This is a genomic window from Enterobacter sp. CFEC122 (assembly GCF_052983755.1).
Window position 1 is genome coordinate 63,631 of sequence record NZ_JBRIQR010000006.1, and the last position, 16,431, is coordinate 80,061.

The window sequence follows — 16,431 nt, forward strand, 5'->3', positions numbered from 1 at the left end:
TTTACTCTCCGTAACTCATTCGCCTGAGCGGGGGACTACTACAACCGCTTCATTTTTGCGCCAACGTCCCCAAAGACGATGACCAATGGCGGAATACATCGCGCCCGCAACCACGACAAACGCACCGAGATAACCCAACAGGTTGAGCATCGGTCTGACGAAGACATCGGGCCAGGCCATTGATAACAAATCTGAAAATAACAGCGTAAACAGCGGGGTAAGCGTGATCAACGCGCTCACCTGTGCTGCCTGCCAGCGCGCCATCGCTTCGGCCAGCGCGCCATAACCGACCAGCGTGTTCAGCCCACAAAAAATGAGGCACGCCAGTTGCCAGTCGCTAAGCTGGGTAATCACGCCCGGCTTCGCTAATGGCAGCAATGCTATTGTACACAAAGTGTACAGCAAAAAGAGGATCTGCTGTGAGGCAAGCCGACGCAATAACACCTTTTGCGCGACGCCATAGCTCACCCAGACCGTTGCTGCCCCCACACCGAAAATGACACCCCATGTGTAATCCGTCAGGCGGGTAAAAATCTCGATCAGACTGGTGTTGAAGAACATCACCAGACCGCACAACAGCATGCTCGCCCCGATAATCTGCGTACCGCGCATCTTCTCCTTGAGGATAAAGACGCTGGCGACCATCATGCCCACCGGCGAAAGCTGACCAATCACCTGCGACGCCGTGGGGCTGAGATATTGCAGGGAAGAGCTGAACAGGATGAAGTTACCGAACAGACCGCCCGTCGCGATAGCCAGCAATACCAGCCAGCGCGGTTTACGGAAGAGCCGCAAGGGTGGAAGCTTACCTTTGATGGCCAGAATCGCCCCGAGGCCGATGCTTGCCATCAGAAAGCGATAAAAGACCACCGTAGGCGGCTCCATCACTTCCAGTACCTGCTTCATTGCAATTGGCAGCGCACCCCAGCACATTGCGGTTGTGAGCGCCAAAAGAATTCCTATGCCGGCCTGCTGCTTCATGCCCGTTTTCCCTACAGAAAAAATTACCGGGTTTCCAATGTAAAAAGCCCCGCAACAGGTTGCGGGGCTTTAATCCGTTACCGGACCGAGAAAACCTTACTCAGCAACGATGCTGATGTATTTACGGTTGTTCGGGCCTTTAACTTCAAATTTCACTTTACCGTCTGCTTTAGCAAACAGAGTGTGGTCACGACCGCAACCTACGTTGTTGCCAGCGTGGAATTTGGTACCACGTTGACGAACGATGATGCTACCCGCCAGAACGGATTCGCCACCGAAACGCTTAACGCCCAGGCGTTTAGCTTCTGAATCGCGACCGTTACGTGTGGAGCCGCCAGCCTTTTTATGTGCCATTTAAATCTCTCCTCAGGTCTTAGGCGCTGATGCCAGTAATTTTCACATCAGTGAACCACTGACGGTGGCCCTGCTGCTTACGGTAGTGCTTACGACGACGAAACTTAACGATTTTAACTTTCTCGCCACGACCGTGTGCAACAACTTCAGCTTTGATAACGCCGCCATCAACGAAAGGAACGCCGATTTTGACTTCTTCACCGTTTGCGATCATCAGAACTTCTGCGAACTCAACAGATTCGCCAGTTGCGATGTCCAGCTTTTCCAGGCGAACGGTCTGACCTTCGCTTACTCGGTGTTGTTTACCACCACTTTGGAAAACCGCGTACATATAAACTCCGCTTCCGCGCACGTCCTCGTATGAATCAGAGTGCGCTATAAATATTCACAATAGGGCGCGAATATTACGCAAAACGCGAGCCTTTGACAAGTGCTACCGTCAATACATGAAGAAAAAAAACACAACACGTACGGTAACGTTTATCTGAGCCGTTTTTTCAGTACAATCAGCACTACTATTGATAAACCGAAACCCTTCGTTACCCCATTGAAGATGGGATCAACAGGATAAAAAGCCCGGCTTTTGCGATGAATTTAGAAAAAATCAACGAGTTAACCGCGCAAGATATGGCGGGTGTGAATGCAGCAATCCTGGAGCAACTCAACTCTGACGTTCAGCTGATCAATCAGTTGGGCTATTACATTGTCAGCGGCGGCGGTAAACGCATTCGTCCGATGATTGCTATTCTGGCTGCCAGAGCCGTTGGCTATCAGGGAAATGCCCACATCACTATCGCCGCGCTCATCGAATTTATCCACACGGCGACGCTTCTGCACGACGATGTGGTGGATGAATCGGATATGCGTCGTGGCAAAGCCACGGCTAACGCCGCGTTCGGGAACGCAGCCAGCGTCCTGGTGGGGGATTTTATCTATACCCGCGCCTTCCAGATGATGACCAGCCTGGGTTCCCTGAAAGTGCTGGAAGTGATGTCCGAAGCCGTAAACGTCATTGCTGAAGGCGAAGTGCTCCAGCTGATGAACGTCAACGACCCGGACATCACTGAAGAAAACTACATGCGCGTCATCTACAGCAAAACCGCGCGCCTGTTTGAAGCGGCGGCCCAGTGTTCCGGCATTTTGGCGGGCTGTACCGAAGCGCAGGAAAAAGGCCTGCAGGACTATGGCCGCTATCTGGGCACAGCCTTCCAGCTGATTGACGATCTGCTGGATTACAGTGCGGACGGCGAGACGCTCGGCAAAAACGTTGGCGATGACCTGAACGAAGGCAAACCGACCCTGCCGCTGCTCCACGCCATGCGTAACGGAACGGCCGACCAGGCGAAGATGATCCGTGAAGCGATTGAGCAGGGAAATGGCCGCCATCTTCTGGAACCTGTACTGGAAACCATGGCAATCTGCGGATCGCTCGAATGGACGCGTCAGCGTGCAGAAGAAGAAGCCGACAAGGCCATCGAGGCCCTTCAGGTCATTCCAGACAGCCCATGGCGCGAAGCACTGATTGGCCTTGCCCACATCGCCGTTCAGCGCGACCGTTAATCTCCCTTTTTCTCCCCGCGAACCTGGCGGGGAGATTCCAGTACACACCAGTAAATTCCGCGTTCATGTAAATTCATCGGTTTAGAGACCGCATGAATAAAGCCATGTTTTATTCTGAATATTCCTTCAAGTAACGCGAACTTTTTAGAACAAGAGTTCGAAATGGGTATAGTAAACCCGTCGTTTCAGAAGAAACGGCGTAGGTGAATCCGAACTTAAGGACGGCGTTATGGATACGAAATTTATCGACTGGCACACGGCTGATATTATTGCCGCACTGCGCAAAAAAGGCACTTCACTGGCAGCAGAGTCCCGCCGCCATGGACTGAGTTCTTCAACTCTGGCAAACGCCCTCACCCGCCCCTGGCCAAAAGGAGAATTAATTATCGCAACGGCGCTGGACACGCATCCGTGGGTGATTTGGCCTTCGCGCTACCACGATCCTGTCACCCATGAATTTATCGACAGATCGCGCATGATTCGCCAGAGAAAAGTAAAAAAAGAATCGCAGGAATAAGGTTTTTTTGACAGGAACAGCAACCCCCCGGTCATTTCTGGCAGGGGGCTGCCGGAACGATTACTCGCCCTTCACACGCTCGATATTGGCACCCAGCGCGCGCAGTTTATCTTCGATACGCTCATAGCCACGATCGATGTGATAAATACGATCCACGATCGTTGTGCCTTCCGCGATACAACCCGCCAACACCAGGCTGGCAGACGCACGCAGATCGGTTGCCATCACCTGAGCACCGGACAGTTTCTCAACGCCGTGGCAAATCACGGTATTACTTTCGATCTCGGCACGTGCCCCCATACGGATCAGCTCCGGTACGTGCATAAAGCGGTTCTCGAAAATGGTTTCCGTGATAAAGCCGGTCCCTTCGGCGACCAGGTTCAACAAGGTGAACTGTGCCTGCATGTCAGTTGGGAACGCCGGATGCGGTGCCGTACGCACATTGACCGCTTTTGGACGCTGTCCATGCATATCAAGGCTGATCCAGTCTTCACCGATTTCGATATCCGCGCCCGCATCGCGCAGTTTCGCCAGCACCGCATCCAGGGTATCTGGCTGCGCGTTGCGACAAACAATTTTCCCGCCAGAGATCGCAGCAGCGATCAGGAAGGTACCGGTTTCGATACGGTCCGGCAGTACGCGATAGACACCCCCGCCCAGACGCTCAACGCCTTCGATGGTGATGCGGTCGGTACCCTGACCGGAGATCTTCGCACCCAGCGCCACGAGGAAGTTGGCAGTATCCACAATCTCCGGTTCACGCGCGGCGTTTTCGATGATCGTGGTCCCTTCTGCCAGCGTTGCCGCAGACATAATGGTCACCGTTGCACCCACGCTCACTTTGTCCATAACAATGTGCGCGCCTTTCAGACGACCATTGACGGACGCTTTAACGTAGCCTTCTTCCAGCTTGATCTCTGCGCCCAGTTTTTCCAGGCCAAAGATGTGCAGGTCAACCGGACGCGCACCGATAGCGCAACCGCCCGGCAGCGAAACCTGACCCTGACCGAAACGCGCCACCAGCGGGCCAAGCGCCCAGATGGAAGCACGCATGGTTTTCACCAGATCGTAAGGGGCAGAGAAGTTATTCACCTTGCTGGCGTCGATCCAGACGGAACCGTTACGCTCGACTTTCGTGCCCAACTGGGTGAGCAGCTTCATGGTGGTGTCGATATCTTTCAGCTTCGGTACGTTCTGAATCTCTACCGGCTCTTCCGCGAGCAGTGCAGCAAAGAGGATGGGCAGCGCGGCGTTTTTCGCGCCAGAAATTGTGACTTCGCCCTGGAGACGCGTTGGCCCCTGTACACGAAATTTATCCATGGTGTGCTCTCTTATAAATTCAACCGTGCTGCGGGCCTGTCGCCCTCAGCTCAAAAACCGTTTAGTTTGCGATCGCGTGCCCACTCTTGCGGGGTGAACGCTTTAATCGACAGGGCGTGGATGCGGTTATCCGCAATATATTCCATCAGCGGCGCGTACACAGCCTGCTGTTTCTTCACACGGCTCATACCGTCGAACATCTCACCCACAGCAATAACCTGGAAGTGACTGCCATCGCCTGTGACGTGGGCTTCCTGAAGGGAGAGTGCATTCATCAGCACTGTCTGGATTTCATGATTTTCCATGGGCTCTTAATCATCTGATAGTGAAAACAAGCCCAACATCTTAGAGCAAAGTGGCGTCGTCTTAAACAAGCAAAAAGCCCCGACGATGAAACTGTCAGGGCTTTCGGAAGTAACGCACTGAAAATATTAACGAGGCAGTACGTCCTGAGGGAGATTGTAGAGCTGCGCCAGGGTCACGACATTCTCGCTCGCGCCGCGAAGCGTGACGCTCGCCCCCTGCTTTTTCCCCACCGCAACCAGATGGGCAAGCAGTGCAACGCCTGCCGTATCTACCCGCGTGACGTTGGTTAAGTCAATAACCGTCACGCCCTGCATGGCCTCATGGCGTTTATCCCATAAGGGGTTCAGCAGATCCTGATCCAGCTCACCGGACAGCTTTAATGTCTCGCCTTCACGCGACCAGCTGAGTTGCTGTGACATTACTTCTTCTCGTCCAGACTAATTTTCTGACGAGCGATGGACTGCAGCTGCGCGGTCAGGCCATCAATCCCCTTGGTGCGCAGCAGGTCGCTCCACTCGTTCTGTTTGGTGGTGATCATGCTTACGCCTTCGGCGATCATGTCATACGCCTGCCAGTGGCCGGTCTGGCTGTTTTTACGCCACTGGAAATCCAGACGCACCGGCGGACGGCCGTTAGGATCGTTGATCGTTACGCGAATAGGGACGATGGTCGCATCACCCAGCGGCTGCTCCGGGGCGATCTGATAGGTCTGACCGTGGTACATCGCCAGCGCCTGACCATACGCCTGCTTCAGGTATTCACGGAAAGCGGCAAAATAGGCCTCACGCTGAGCCGGGGTTGCGTCTTTGTAATAGCGGCCCAGCACCAGGGCTCCCGCATATTTGATCTGCACGTACGGCAGCAGCTCCTGGTCAACCACGTCACGCAGGTAATCAGGATTAGCACGAATCTTAGGCTGCTCGTTTTTAAGACGATCGAAGGTTTTCTTCGCGGCTTCGTCCATCAGTTTGTACGGGTTACTCTGATCCGCCGCGTGCACCGCGGTGAGAGGGGCAATAACCAGCATGGCAACCATTAACAGTCGTTTAAACATGAATGACTTCTCCTGATATTAATTCGTAGCACCTGGGGTCGGCGCAGCATTGGTATGGTCTTCACTCTGCGCAGGGGCATTGTCAGACTTTTTATCATCCCCTTTACTGTTGTAAAGGAACTGACCAATCATATCTTCCAGCACCATGGCGGACTTGGTGTCCTGGATCACGCTCCCGTCCTTAAGGATAGTCGTTCCCAGCTCGGGGTCTTCAAAACCGACGTTAAGCGCCAGATATTGTTCGCCCAGCAGACCGGAAGTCCGGATAGAAAGGGAGCTGGTGTCCGGAATGTGGTTGTAACGCTCTTCGATATCCATCGCGACACGTGGCAGATAGGTCTTCTCATCCAGCGTAATGTCAGATACGCGTCCGATCACCACGCCGCCAATACGGACCGGTGAACGCGCCTTCAGCCCGCCGATGTTATCGAAGGTGGCATAGATGCGATACGTCGGCTCGGTGCGCACAGACGTGATATCCGCCGCTCTCAGGCAGATAAACAGCGCGGCCAGCAGCGCCAGCAGCAGGAATACACCGACCCAAATTTCATTTTTTCTCGTTTGCATGAACTCAATTCCCAAACATCAGTGCGGTGAGCACAAAATCCAGACCCAGTACGGCCAGCGACGAATGAACGACTGTACGTGTAGTTGCGCGGCTAATGCCCGCCGACGTCGGGATGGCATCGTAACCATTGAACAATGCAATCCAGGTGACCGTAATGGCAAATACCACGCTCTTAATCAGGCAGTTAATCAGATCCATTCGCAGATCAATGGCGTCCTGCATGGCAGACCAGAAGAAACCGGCATCAATGCCTTTCCAGTGCACGCCAACCAGCGAACCGCCCCAGATCCCCACGGCGACAAACAGAATCGTCAGCAGCGGTAAAGAGATGACCCCGGCCCAGAAACGCGGCGAGATCACGCGACGCAGCGGATCGACCGCCATCATTTCCATGCTGGAGAGCTGCTCGGTCGCGCGCATCAGGCCAATTTCAGCCGTTAAGGCCGACCCCGCGCGCCCGGCGAAAAGCAGCGCCGCCACAACGGGCCCCAGTTCACGCAGCAGCGAGAGCGCCACCAGCATCCCGAGGCTGGTTTCCGCACTGTAGGTTGTCAGCACCAGGTAGCCCTGCAGACCCAGCACCATACCGATAAACAGACCGGAGACAATGATGATGAGCATCGACAGCACGCCGACGTTATAAAGCTGACGCACCAATAGCGGCGCGTGCTTGCGGAATTCCGGCTTGCCGACCAGCGCGTTGAATAACATCAATCCGGCACGCCCGAACGTCCTGATGGTTTTTATGCCACGGTGTCCGAGAGCGGCCAACGCATTTAACAGCATGAGTGGCTTAACTCCCTATTCCCAGTAAATCGTCACGATAGTCGCCCGCCGGGTAGCGGAACGGCACAGGGCCATCGGCAATACCGTCGAGGAACTGCCGCACGCGCGGATCGCAATTTTCCTGCAGCGCCTGGGCGCTACCGTGTGCGACGATCTTTTTGTCCGCTACGATGTAGGCGTAATCGGCAATGCTCAACACTTCAGGTACATCGTGAGACACCACAATGCAGGTGACGCCAAGCGCGCTGTTCAGCTCAGAGATGAGCTTCACCAGCACGCCCATCGTGATGGGATCCTGCCCGACAAACGGTTCGTCGAACATGATTAAATCAGGTTCTAATGCAATGGCTCGCGCCAGCGCGGCACGACGCGCCATCCCGCCGGACAGCTCCGAAGGCATCAGCTTCGCGGCGCCCCGCAGCCCGACGGCTTCTAGCTTCATCATCACCGTGCTTTTCAGCAGCGCAGGCGGCAGGCTGGTATGCTCGCGCAGCGGATAGGCAACGTTATCAAAGACGTTCATGTCGGTGAACAAAGCCCCCGACTGAAAGAGCATGCTCATGCGTTTGCGAACAGTATACAGGCGCGAGCGCGACATCTCCGGGATGTTTTCGCCGTCAAAGAGGATTTCACCGCTATCCGGTGGGATCTGCCCACCAATAAGGCGGAGCAGGGTCGTTTTACCGATCCCGGACGGCCCCATGATGGCAGTAATTTTGCCACGCGGCACGGTCAACGAAATATCATCAAATATCAATCTGTTGGCGCGAGAAAAACTCACACCGCGGACATCGACTAAATTCGCCATGGTTTGGCTCATTTATGGTTCCTTTCTTATCCTGCTCACGTTAAGGCATGTAGCCTGAATCAGCCCTAAACTCCGCATTTTTACAGAATAATAACCGTAGAGGTTAGCGAAAGCTGGCATTTGTTTTACTTTTCCGGCGCATAAAGTCAAAATTAGGAATTCGTTACGCCTCAGACTGTATGCAGTCCAGCCATTCCCGAGCAATGGACCGACGAGTATACCTGAAGAAAGGACTTTTGATGCTTTTAGCAACAGCACTGTTAATAATTGGTTTACTGTTGGTGGTCTACAGTGCTGACCGTTTAGTGTTTGCTGCATCTATCCTGTGTCGCCTGAGTGGCGTACCACCTGTTGTCATCGGGATGACTGTGGTCAGCGTAGGAACGTCGCTTCCTGAAATCATCGTCTCTGTCTCCGCCTCGCTGCATGGTCAGGTAGACCTGGCAGTCGGCACCGCCATTGGCTCTAACATCGTCAATATTTTATTGATTTTAGGCCTGGCCGCGCTGCTCCATCCTTTTCGCGTGCATTCTGATGTTCTGCGCCGTGAATTGCCGCTAATGTTACTCGTAAGCCTGCTGGCAGGGTGCGTATTTTACGATGGCGTACTGAGCTACAGCGACGGCATTTTCCTGCTGGCGCTGGCCGTTATTTGGCTGCTGTATAGTGTTAAGATCGCCCGTCTGGCTGAAAAGCAGGGTCAGGATAGCCTCACGCGCGAGCAGGTCGCCGAGCTTCCGCGAGAAGGCACGCTGCCTGTTGCCCTGCTCTGGCTGGGCGTCGCACTGATCATCATGCCGATGGCAACGCGCATGGTCGTGGATAACGCGACAGTGCTGGCGAACTATTTTGCCATCAGCGAGCTGACTATAGGCCTGACGGTGATTGCCATCGGCACCAGCCTGCCGGAGCTGGCCACCGCCATTGCGGGGGCACGTAAAGGTGAGGATGACATTGCCATTGGTAATATCATCGGTTCTAACATTTTTAATATCGCCATTGTGATGGGCCTGCCGGCCCTGATTTCGCCAGGGCCCTTTAATCCTCTGGCGTTCTCACGTGATTACGGCGTGATGTTGCTGGTCAGCGTGATTTTTGCCCTGCTCTGCTGGCGGCGGCAACGACAGATCGGCAAAGGCGCAGGCGCGCTGCTGACGGGTGGATTTATCGTATGGATGGCGATGCTGTACTGGCTCTCGCCTCTTCTCTCTGGGTAAACGGAAACGCATTATGTCGCAAATAGAATTGCAGCCGGGTTTTGACTTTCAGAAAGCAGGCAAAGACGTTCTGGAGATTGAACGTGAAGGTCTGGCGCAGTTAGATCAGTACATTAATCAGGATTTTAGTCTGGCATGTGAGAAGATATTCTACTGCGCCGGCAAAGTCGTGGTGATGGGGATGGGCAAGTCCGGCCACATTGGACGCAAAATGGCGGCAACCTTTGCCAGTACCGGCACCTCTTCCTTCTTTGTCCACCCGGGGGAAGCCGCGCACGGGGACCTGGGTATGGTCACGCCGCAGGATATCGTCATCGCGCTCTCCAACTCCGGTGAGTCCAATGAAATCCTGGCGCTCATCCCGGTTCTGAAGCGACTGCAGGTGCCGCTGATTTGCATGACCAGCCGTCCGGAAAGCAGCATGGCGCGTGCAGCCGATATTCACCTGTGCGTGAAGGTTCCCAAGGAGGCCTGTCCGCTCGGTCTGGCGCCGACCTCCAGCACCACCGCTGCACTGGTCATGGGCGATGCGCTTGCCGTGGCGCTGCTTGAAGCCCGCGGCTTTACGCCGGAAGATTTCGCGCTTTCCCACCCGGGCGGCGCGCTGGGGCGCAAGCTCCTGCTGCGGGTAAACGATATTATGCACACCGGGGATGAGATCCCTCACGTCAGTAAAGAAGCCTCCCTGCGTGATGCGCTGCTGGAAATCACCCGTAAGAATCTGGGGATGACGGTCGTGTGCGACGATCTGATGAAAATTCAGGGGATCTTCACCGATGGCGACCTGCGTCGCGTGTTCGACATGGGTGTCGATGTCCGCACGCTCGGCATTGCCGACGTGATGACGCCGGGCGGTATCCGCGTGCGTCCCGGTACGCTGGCCGTGGATGTGCTGAACCTGATGCAGTCCCGCCATATCACCTCCGTTATGGTTGCCGATGGCGACCAGTTGCTGGGTGTGGTACATATGCATGATCTGCTGCGCGCAGGCGTAGTGTAATGAAGGATAAGACAATGAGTAATGCGGGTGCATCCCTTGCAACCTGTTATGGTCCGGTCAGTACGCAGATGATGGCAAAGGCGGAAAACATTCGTCTGCTCATCCTCGATGTGGATGGGGTTCTCTCCGACGGCCTGATTTACATGGGCAATAATGGTGAAGAGCTGAAGGCGTTTAACGTTCGCGACGGCTATGGTATCCGCTGTGCGCTCACCTCGGGGATTGAGGTGGCGATCATCACCGGGCGAAACGCTAAACTGGTAGAAGACCGCTGTGAAACTTTAGGTATTACCCATCTGTATCAGGGTCAATCCGATAAGATGGCGGCGTTCAATGATTTACTGGGTAAACTGGCTATCGCACCGGAAAACGTGGCCTACGTCGGGGACGACCTGATTGACTGGCCGGTGATGGCTGAAGTTGGGCTGAGCATCGCCGTTGCCGATGCGCATCCGCTGCTGATCCCGCGCGCCGACTACGTTACCCACATCAACGGTGGCCGCGGCGCTGTCCGTGAAGTCTGCGATCTGCTTCTGCTGGCGCAGGGCAAGCTTGATGAGGCCAAAGGGCAATCGATATGAGTAAAACCAGACGTTGGATTATCATTTTGCTTTCGCTTGTCGCACTGGTATTGATTGGCGTGGACCTTGCCGATCGCGACGATACGCAAACGGAAGTGATCAACAATACCGATCCAACCTATAAAAGCGATCACAGCGACACCGTGGTCTACAGCCCGGAAGGTGCGCTGAACTATCGCCTGATTGCCCAGCATGTTGAATATTTTTCCGATGATGGCGTTTCATGGTTTACCCAACCTGTGATGACCACATTTGATAAAGACAAAGTGCCGACGTGGTCAATTAAGTCAGATCGGGCCAAACTGACAAATGACCGTATGCTTTATCTGTATGGCCACGTTGAAGTCAACGCCCTGACCGCTGACTCGCAACTGCGAAAAATTACGACGGATAATGCCCAGATCAACCTGGTAACCCAGGACGTGACGTCGCAGGATCTGGTCACACTGTATGGCACAACATTTAATTCCAGCGGTTTAAGAATGCGCGGGAACTTACGCAGCAAGAACGCCGAGCTGATTGAAAAGGTTAGAACCTCCTATGAAATTCAAAACAAACAAACTCAGCCTTAAAGTAATTATCGCCAGCGCGATGCTGGCGGCCAGTCTCCCCGCGCTTGCTGTAACGGGCGATACCGACCAGCCGATCCATATTGAGTCCGACACCCAGTCTCTCGATATGCAGGGTAACGTCGTCACCTTCACGGGTAACGTCGTCATGACCCAGGGCACCATCAAAATCAACGCCGACAAAGTGGTCGTGACCCGTCCGGGTGGCGAGCAGGGCAAAGAGATTATCGATGGCTATGGTAATCCGGCGACCTTCTACCAGATGCAGGACAACGGCAAGCCGGTGAAAGGCCGCGCTACGCACATGCACTATGAGCTGGCGAAGGATCTGGTCATCCTGACCGGGAATGCGTATCTGGAACAGCTGGACAGCAACATTACCGGCGACCAGATTACCTATCTGGTTAAAGAGCAAAAAATGCAGGCCTCCAGCGAGAAAGGCAAACGCGTGACCACCGTACTGGTTCCGTCGCAGCTGCAGGACAAAGGCAAGGGCCAGGCCCCGGCACAGAAGAAGAGTAACTAATTCGTTATGGCAACATTAACTGCAAAAAACCTCGCGAAGGCCTATAAGGGCCGCCGTGTCGTAGAAGATGTCAGTCTGACCGTCAACTCCGGCGAAATCGTGGGGCTGCTTGGCCCGAACGGTGCGGGTAAAACGACCACCTTCTACATGGTCGTGGGTATTGTGCCGCGCGATGCCGGCAACATTATCATTGACGATGAAGACATCAGTCTTCTGCCGCTGCACGCGCGCGCGCGTCGCGGGATCGGCTATCTGCCGCAGGAAGCCTCCATTTTCCGTCGTCTCAGCGTTTACGACAACCTGATGGCGGTCCTGCAAATTCGTAACGACCTGACCAACGAACAGCGTCAGGATCGTGCCAACGAGCTGATGGAAGAGTTCCACATTGAGCATCTGCGCGACAGCCTCGGTCAGGCACTCTCCGGGGGCGAACGCCGTCGCGTTGAGATTGCGCGTGCGCTGGCCGCAAACCCGAAATTTATCCTTCTGGATGAACCGTTTGCGGGCGTTGACCCCATCTCCGTTATCGACATTAAACGTATCATTGAGCACCTGCGCGACAGCGGGCTTGGCGTACTGATTACCGACCACAACGTGCGTGAAACGCTGGCCGTATGTGAACGCGCCTATATTGTCAGCCAGGGCAATCTGATCGCCCACGGTACGCCGCAGCAGATCCTCGAAGACGATCATGTTAAGCGCGTCTATCTTGGGGAAGACTTCAGACTCTGATAGGGTAGAGGTAACGTAACGCCGAACCGGAGAAAAATGCTCTGAACATGAAGCAAGGTTTGCAATTAAGGCTCAGCCAACAACTGGCGATGACGCCGCAGCTACAGCAGGCAATTCGCCTGTTGCAACTGTCCACGTTAGAACTTCAGCAGGAGCTTCAGCAGGCGCTGGACAGTAACCCCCTGCTGGAACAAACCGATCTTCATGACGAGGTAGATACCCAGCAATCGCAGGATACTGAAGCGCTCGATACCGCGGATGCACTCGAACAAAAAGAGATGCCCGACGAGCTTCCGCTTGATGCCAGCTGGGATGAAATCTACACCGCCGGAACCCCTTCCGGTACGCGTGCAGACTACCAGGACGATGAGCTACCGGTCTATCAGGGCGAAACCACCCAGTCGCTGCAGGATTACCTGATGTGGCAGGTGGAACTCACCCCCTTCTCCGATACCGACCGCGCGATTGCCACGTCGATTGTCGATGCCGTTGACGACACCGGCTATTTGACCGTCACCCTCGACGATATACTGGAAAGCATGGGCGACGACGAGATTGAGCTTGAGGAAGTCGAAGCCGTTCTGAAGCGCATCCAGCGTTTCGATCCGGTAGGCGTAGCCGCAAAAGATCTGCGCGACTGCCTGCTGATTCAGCTTTCTCAGTTCAGCAAAGAGACGCCATGGCTCGAGGAGGCGCGCGCGATCATCAGCGATCATCTGGATCTGCTGGCGAACCACGATTTCCGCACCCTGATGCGCGTCACGCGCCTGAAAGAAGAGGTGCTGAAAGAAGCGGTGAATCTGATCCAGTCGCTCGATCCGCGCCCCGGTCAGTCGATCCAGACCAGCGAGCCCGAGTACGTGATCCCGGATGTACTGGTCAGAAAACACAACGGCCGCTGGGTCGTTGAACTGAATTCAGACAGCATCCCTCGCCTGCAAATCAACCAGCAGTATGCCTCCATGTGCACCAGCGTGCGTAACGACGCCGACAACCAATATATTCGTAGCAATTTGCAGGAAGCGCGATGGCTGATCAAAAGTCTGGAGAGCCGAAATGATACGCTGCTACGCGTCAGCCGCTGTATTGTCGAACAGCAGCAGGCTTTCTTTGAGCAGGGCGAAGAGTATATGAAACCGATGGTGCTGGCGGATATCGCCCAGGCCGTCGAGATGCATGAATCAACCATTTCCCGTGTCACCACGCAGAAGTATCTGCACAGTCCACGCGGTATTTTTGAGCTTAAGTATTTCTTCTCCAGCCATGTGAATACCGAGGGCGGCGGCGAAGCGTCGTCAACGGCCATTCGTGCTCTGGTGAAGAAGTTGATCGCCGCGGAGAACCCCGCGAAGCCACTAAGCGACAGTAAGTTAACCACCATGCTGTCCGATCAGGGTATTATGGTGGCACGTCGTACTGTTGCGAAGTATCGAGAGTCTTTATCCATTCCGCCGTCCAACCAGCGTAAACAGCTGGTCTGACACAACCGATAAGGAAGACACTATGCAGCTCAACATCACTGGACAAAACGTCGAAATTACTGAGGCTTTACGCGACTTTGTGAACGTGAAGTTTGCAAAACTCGAGCAGTATTTCGAAAGGATCAATCAGGTCTACATTGTGTTGAAAGTGGAGAAAGTGACTCATATCTCGGATGCCACCCTGCATGTTAACGGGGGGGAACTGCATGCCAGTGCGGAAGGGCAAGACATGTACGCTGCTATCGACGGCTTGATTGATAAGCTTGCGCGACAGCTCAATAAACATAAAGATAAACTGAAACAACACTAATTGTCCGGGCAGTTAACGGGTGCAGGACGGCCTGTTGTGAAACACAACAGGCCATTTGTACAGTTAGCGCTTAGGTGAAATTATGATGAACAACGATTCCGCTCTTCAACTGAGCAATGTCCTTAACCAGGAATGTACCCGCAGTGCGGTTCACTGCCAGAGCAAAAAACGTGCGCTGGAAATCATCAGTGAACTGGCCGCAAAACAGCTGGGCCTGCCGCCGCAGGTGGTGTTCGAAGCGATTCTGACCCGCGAAAAGATGGGCAGTACCGGTATCGGCAACGGCATCGCAATCCCGCACGGCAAGCTGGAAGAGGATACCCTGCGTGCCGTCGGTGTGTTTGTGCAGCTTGAAACACCGATCGCCTTTGATGCCATTGATAACCAGCCCGTCGATCTCCTCTTCGCGCTGCTGGTGCCTGCTGACCAGACGAAAACCCATCTGCATACGCTGTCGCTGGTCGCCAAACGTCTGGCTGATAAAACCATTTGCCGTCGACTGCGCTCGGCTCAAAGTGATGAAGAGCTTTATCAAATTATCACCGAAGCAGAAGGCAATCAGGATGATGCATAACCAGGAGATGGCCTTCACATCTGTTGTCCTGAGGAGAAACGGAACATGGTGCTGATGATTGTCAGCGGTCGTTCAGGGTCGGGGAAATCCGTGGCTCTGCGCGCGCTGGAAGACATGGGTTTTTACTGCGTCGATAACCTTCCGGTCGTGTTGTTGCCCGACCTGGCCCGTACGCTTGCCGAGAGACAGACCTCGGCTGCCGTCAGTATCGACGTTCGTAACATGCCGGAATCGCCAGAGATCTTCGAGCAGGCCATGAGTAACCTGCCTGACACGTTCTCGCCTCAGCTGCTGTTCCTCGATGCAGACCGTAATACCCTGATTCGCCGCTACAGCGACACCCGTCGTTTGCACCCGCTTTCCAGTAAGAACCTCTCCCTGGAGAGCGCAATCGATGAAGAGAGCGATCTGCTGGAGCCGCTGCGTTCTCGCGCCGACCTGATTGTCGACACCTCTGAGATGTCCGTTCACGAGCTGGCGGAAATGCTGCGTACCCGGTTGTTGGGTAAACGCGAGCGCGAACTGACGATGGTGTTCGAATCCTTTGGCTTCAAGCACGGTATCCCGATTGATGCGGATTATGTTTTCGACGTGCGCTTCCTGCCGAACCCACACTGGGATCCGAAACTGCGTCCTATGACCGGTCTGGATAAACCCGTCGCGGCCTTCCTCGACAGGCACACAGAAGTTCACAATTTTATCTACCAGACGCGAAGCTACCTTGAGCTATGGTTACCTATGCTGGAGACAAACAATCGTAGCTACCTGACGGTAGCGATTGGCTGTACCGGCGGTAAACATCGTTCGGTTTATATCGCCGAACAGCTGGCCGACTATTTCCGCTCGCGCGGGAAGAACGTTCAGTCCCGTCATCGCACGCTGGAAAAACGTAAAACATGACCGTAAAACAGACCGTTGAGATCACCAATAAGCTGGGCATGCATGCGCGCCCGGCGATGAAGCTGTTTGAGCTGATGCAGGGTTTCGATGCAGAAGTTCTGCTGCGGAATGACGAAGGTACCGAAGCGGAGGCGAACAGCGTCATTGCTCTGCTGATGCTGGATTCCGCCAAAGGGCGTCAGATTGAAGTCGAAGCCACCGGCCCCCAGGAAGAGGAAGCGCTGGCGGCGGTGATTGCGCTGTTTAACGCAGGGTTCGACGAAGATTAAGGTCTCTGCCCTTCAGGC

The 16,431-nt window shown here is 54.5% G+C and carries 23 protein-coding genes; 13 read left to right on the forward strand and 10 right to left on the reverse strand.

All coding sequences use genetic code 11. The features are described 5' to 3' along the window. Positions 1 to 15: 15 nt before the first annotated feature. From ACVCAM_RS06285 to rplU, 3 genes are all read right to left on the reverse strand, one after another. Positions 16 to 981, reverse strand: coding sequence for a DMT family transporter (locus ACVCAM_RS06285; protein ID WP_008501462.1), 966 nt, complete (start codon positions 979 to 981; stop codon positions 16 to 18). A 96-nt stretch (positions 982 to 1,077) separates the two neighbouring features. After that, the gene (gene rpmA, locus ACVCAM_RS06290) at positions 1,078 to 1,335 is read right to left on the reverse strand and encodes a 50S ribosomal protein L27 (RefSeq protein WP_004385076.1); all 258 of its coding nucleotides are present in this window, start codon (positions 1,333 to 1,335) and stop codon (positions 1,078 to 1,080) included. A gap of 19 nt (positions 1,336 to 1,354) precedes the next feature. Further along, complete coding sequence (gene rplU, locus ACVCAM_RS06295) at positions 1,355 to 1,666, reverse strand: 50S ribosomal protein L21 (RefSeq protein ID WP_003025032.1); 312 nt, start codon at positions 1,664 to 1,666, stop codon at positions 1,355 to 1,357. Positions 1,667 to 1,923: 257 nt separating this feature from the next. Here rplU and ispB point away from each other — a divergent pair, with 257 nt between their 5' ends. Both ispB and sfsB read left to right on the forward strand, forming a co-directional pair. Then, positions 1,924 to 2,895, forward strand: a complete 972-nt coding sequence (ispB, locus tag ACVCAM_RS06300; RefSeq protein ID WP_008501461.1) for an octaprenyl diphosphate synthase — start codon at positions 1,924 to 1,926, stop codon at positions 2,893 to 2,895. Positions 2,896 to 3,124: 229 nt separating this feature from the next. Then, the gene (sfsB, locus tag ACVCAM_RS06305) at positions 3,125 to 3,412 is read left to right on the forward strand and encodes a DNA-binding transcriptional regulator SfsB (RefSeq protein ID WP_008501460.1); all 288 of its coding nucleotides are present in this window, start codon (positions 3,125 to 3,127) and stop codon (positions 3,410 to 3,412) included. A 60-nt stretch (positions 3,413 to 3,472) separates the two neighbouring features. Here sfsB and murA read toward each other — a convergent pair whose 3' ends face one another. The 7 genes from murA to mlaF all read right to left on the reverse strand — a co-directional run bounded on the left by murA (position 3,473) and on the right by mlaF (position 8,266). After that, positions 3,473 to 4,732, reverse strand: a complete 1,260-nt coding sequence (gene murA / locus ACVCAM_RS06310) for a UDP-N-acetylglucosamine 1-carboxyvinyltransferase (RefSeq protein WP_008501459.1) — start codon at positions 4,730 to 4,732, stop codon at positions 3,473 to 3,475. Positions 4,733 to 4,782: 50 nt separating this feature from the next. Beyond that, positions 4,783 to 5,037, reverse strand: a complete 255-nt coding sequence (gene ibaG / locus ACVCAM_RS06315) for a BolA family iron metabolism protein IbaG (RefSeq protein WP_008501458.1) — start codon at positions 5,035 to 5,037, stop codon at positions 4,783 to 4,785. Positions 5,038 to 5,163: 126 nt separating this feature from the next. Continuing rightward, complete coding sequence (gene mlaB / locus ACVCAM_RS06320; RefSeq protein WP_025912552.1) at positions 5,164 to 5,457, reverse strand: lipid asymmetry maintenance protein MlaB; 294 nt, start codon at positions 5,455 to 5,457, stop codon at positions 5,164 to 5,166. Further along, complete coding sequence (gene mlaC, locus ACVCAM_RS06325; protein ID WP_021242263.1) at positions 5,457 to 6,092, reverse strand: phospholipid-binding protein MlaC; 636 nt, start codon at positions 6,090 to 6,092, stop codon at positions 5,457 to 5,459. Before mlaC ends, mlaB begins: the two co-directional genes overlap by 1 nt. Before the next feature lie 18 nt (positions 6,093 to 6,110). Beyond that, positions 6,111 to 6,659 (reverse strand): outer membrane lipid asymmetry maintenance protein MlaD, encoded by a 549-nt coding sequence (mlaD, locus tag ACVCAM_RS06330; protein WP_025912553.1) that lies wholly within the window; start codon positions 6,657 to 6,659, stop codon positions 6,111 to 6,113. 4 nt (positions 6,660 to 6,663) lie between these two features. After that, a complete protein-coding gene (gene mlaE / locus ACVCAM_RS06335) occupies positions 6,664 to 7,446 on the reverse strand; it encodes a lipid asymmetry maintenance ABC transporter permease subunit MlaE (RefSeq protein ID WP_008501454.1) in 783 nt (260 codons plus the stop codon). A gap of 7 nt (positions 7,447 to 7,453) precedes the next feature. Continuing rightward, complete coding sequence (gene mlaF, locus ACVCAM_RS06340; protein ID WP_008501452.1) at positions 7,454 to 8,266, reverse strand: phospholipid ABC transporter ATP-binding protein MlaF; 813 nt, start codon at positions 8,264 to 8,266, stop codon at positions 7,454 to 7,456. Positions 8,267 to 8,493: 227 nt separating this feature from the next. Here mlaF and ACVCAM_RS06345 point away from each other — a divergent pair, with 227 nt between their 5' ends. The 11 genes from ACVCAM_RS06345 (at position 8,494) to npr (ending at position 16,413) form a co-directional block, all read left to right on the forward strand. Next, positions 8,494 to 9,471: a calcium/sodium antiporter gene (locus tag ACVCAM_RS06345; protein WP_008501451.1), complete on the forward strand. Its 978-nt coding sequence runs from the start codon at positions 8,494 to 8,496 to the stop codon at positions 9,469 to 9,471. A gap of 13 nt (positions 9,472 to 9,484) precedes the next feature. Further along, positions 9,485 to 10,471 (forward strand): arabinose-5-phosphate isomerase KdsD, encoded by a 987-nt coding sequence (gene kdsD / locus ACVCAM_RS06350; protein WP_008501450.1) that lies wholly within the window; start codon positions 9,485 to 9,487, stop codon positions 10,469 to 10,471. 14 nt (positions 10,472 to 10,485) lie between these two features. After that, the gene (kdsC, locus tag ACVCAM_RS06355; protein ID WP_008501449.1) at positions 10,486 to 11,052 is read left to right on the forward strand and encodes a 3-deoxy-manno-octulosonate-8-phosphatase KdsC; all 567 of its coding nucleotides are present in this window, start codon (positions 10,486 to 10,488) and stop codon (positions 11,050 to 11,052) included. Beyond that, positions 11,049 to 11,624 carry an LPS export ABC transporter periplasmic protein LptC gene (lptC, locus tag ACVCAM_RS06360; RefSeq protein WP_407223713.1) on the forward strand — a complete coding sequence of 192 codons (576 nt, stop codon included), beginning with the start codon at positions 11,049 to 11,051 and terminating at the stop codon, positions 11,622 to 11,624. The genes kdsC and lptC overlap by 4 nt, the downstream gene beginning before the upstream one ends. Then, positions 11,593 to 12,147, forward strand: coding sequence for a lipopolysaccharide ABC transporter substrate-binding protein LptA (gene lptA / locus ACVCAM_RS06365; RefSeq protein ID WP_008501447.1), 555 nt, complete (start codon positions 11,593 to 11,595; stop codon positions 12,145 to 12,147). Before lptC ends, lptA begins: the two co-directional genes overlap by 32 nt. Positions 12,148 to 12,153: 6 nt before the next feature. Then, positions 12,154 to 12,879, forward strand: a complete 726-nt coding sequence (lptB, locus tag ACVCAM_RS06370; RefSeq protein ID WP_008501446.1) for an LPS export ABC transporter ATP-binding protein — start codon at positions 12,154 to 12,156, stop codon at positions 12,877 to 12,879. 47 nt (positions 12,880 to 12,926) lie between these two features. Further along, positions 12,927 to 14,360: an RNA polymerase factor sigma-54 gene (gene rpoN, locus ACVCAM_RS06375; RefSeq protein WP_008501445.1), complete on the forward strand. Its 1,434-nt coding sequence runs from the start codon at positions 12,927 to 12,929 to the stop codon at positions 14,358 to 14,360. A 22-nt stretch (positions 14,361 to 14,382) separates the two neighbouring features. Continuing rightward, entirely contained in the window at positions 14,383 to 14,670 is a 288-nt protein-coding gene (hpf, locus tag ACVCAM_RS06380) for a ribosome hibernation promoting factor (protein ID WP_088475250.1), read from the forward strand. A gap of 82 nt (positions 14,671 to 14,752) precedes the next feature. Continuing rightward, on the forward strand, positions 14,753 to 15,244 hold the full coding sequence (gene ptsN, locus ACVCAM_RS06385; RefSeq protein WP_008501443.1) for a PTS IIA-like nitrogen regulatory protein PtsN: 492 nt from the start codon (positions 14,753 to 14,755) through the stop codon (positions 15,242 to 15,244). A 45-nt stretch (positions 15,245 to 15,289) separates the two neighbouring features. Continuing rightward, positions 15,290 to 16,144, forward strand: coding sequence for an RNase adapter RapZ (gene rapZ, locus ACVCAM_RS06390; RefSeq protein WP_008501442.1), 855 nt, complete (start codon positions 15,290 to 15,292; stop codon positions 16,142 to 16,144). Then, complete coding sequence (gene npr, locus ACVCAM_RS06395; RefSeq protein WP_003861872.1) at positions 16,141 to 16,413, forward strand: PTS phosphocarrier protein NPr; 273 nt, start codon at positions 16,141 to 16,143, stop codon at positions 16,411 to 16,413. Before rapZ ends, npr begins: the two co-directional genes overlap by 4 nt. Positions 16,414 to 16,431: the final 18 nt, after the last annotated feature.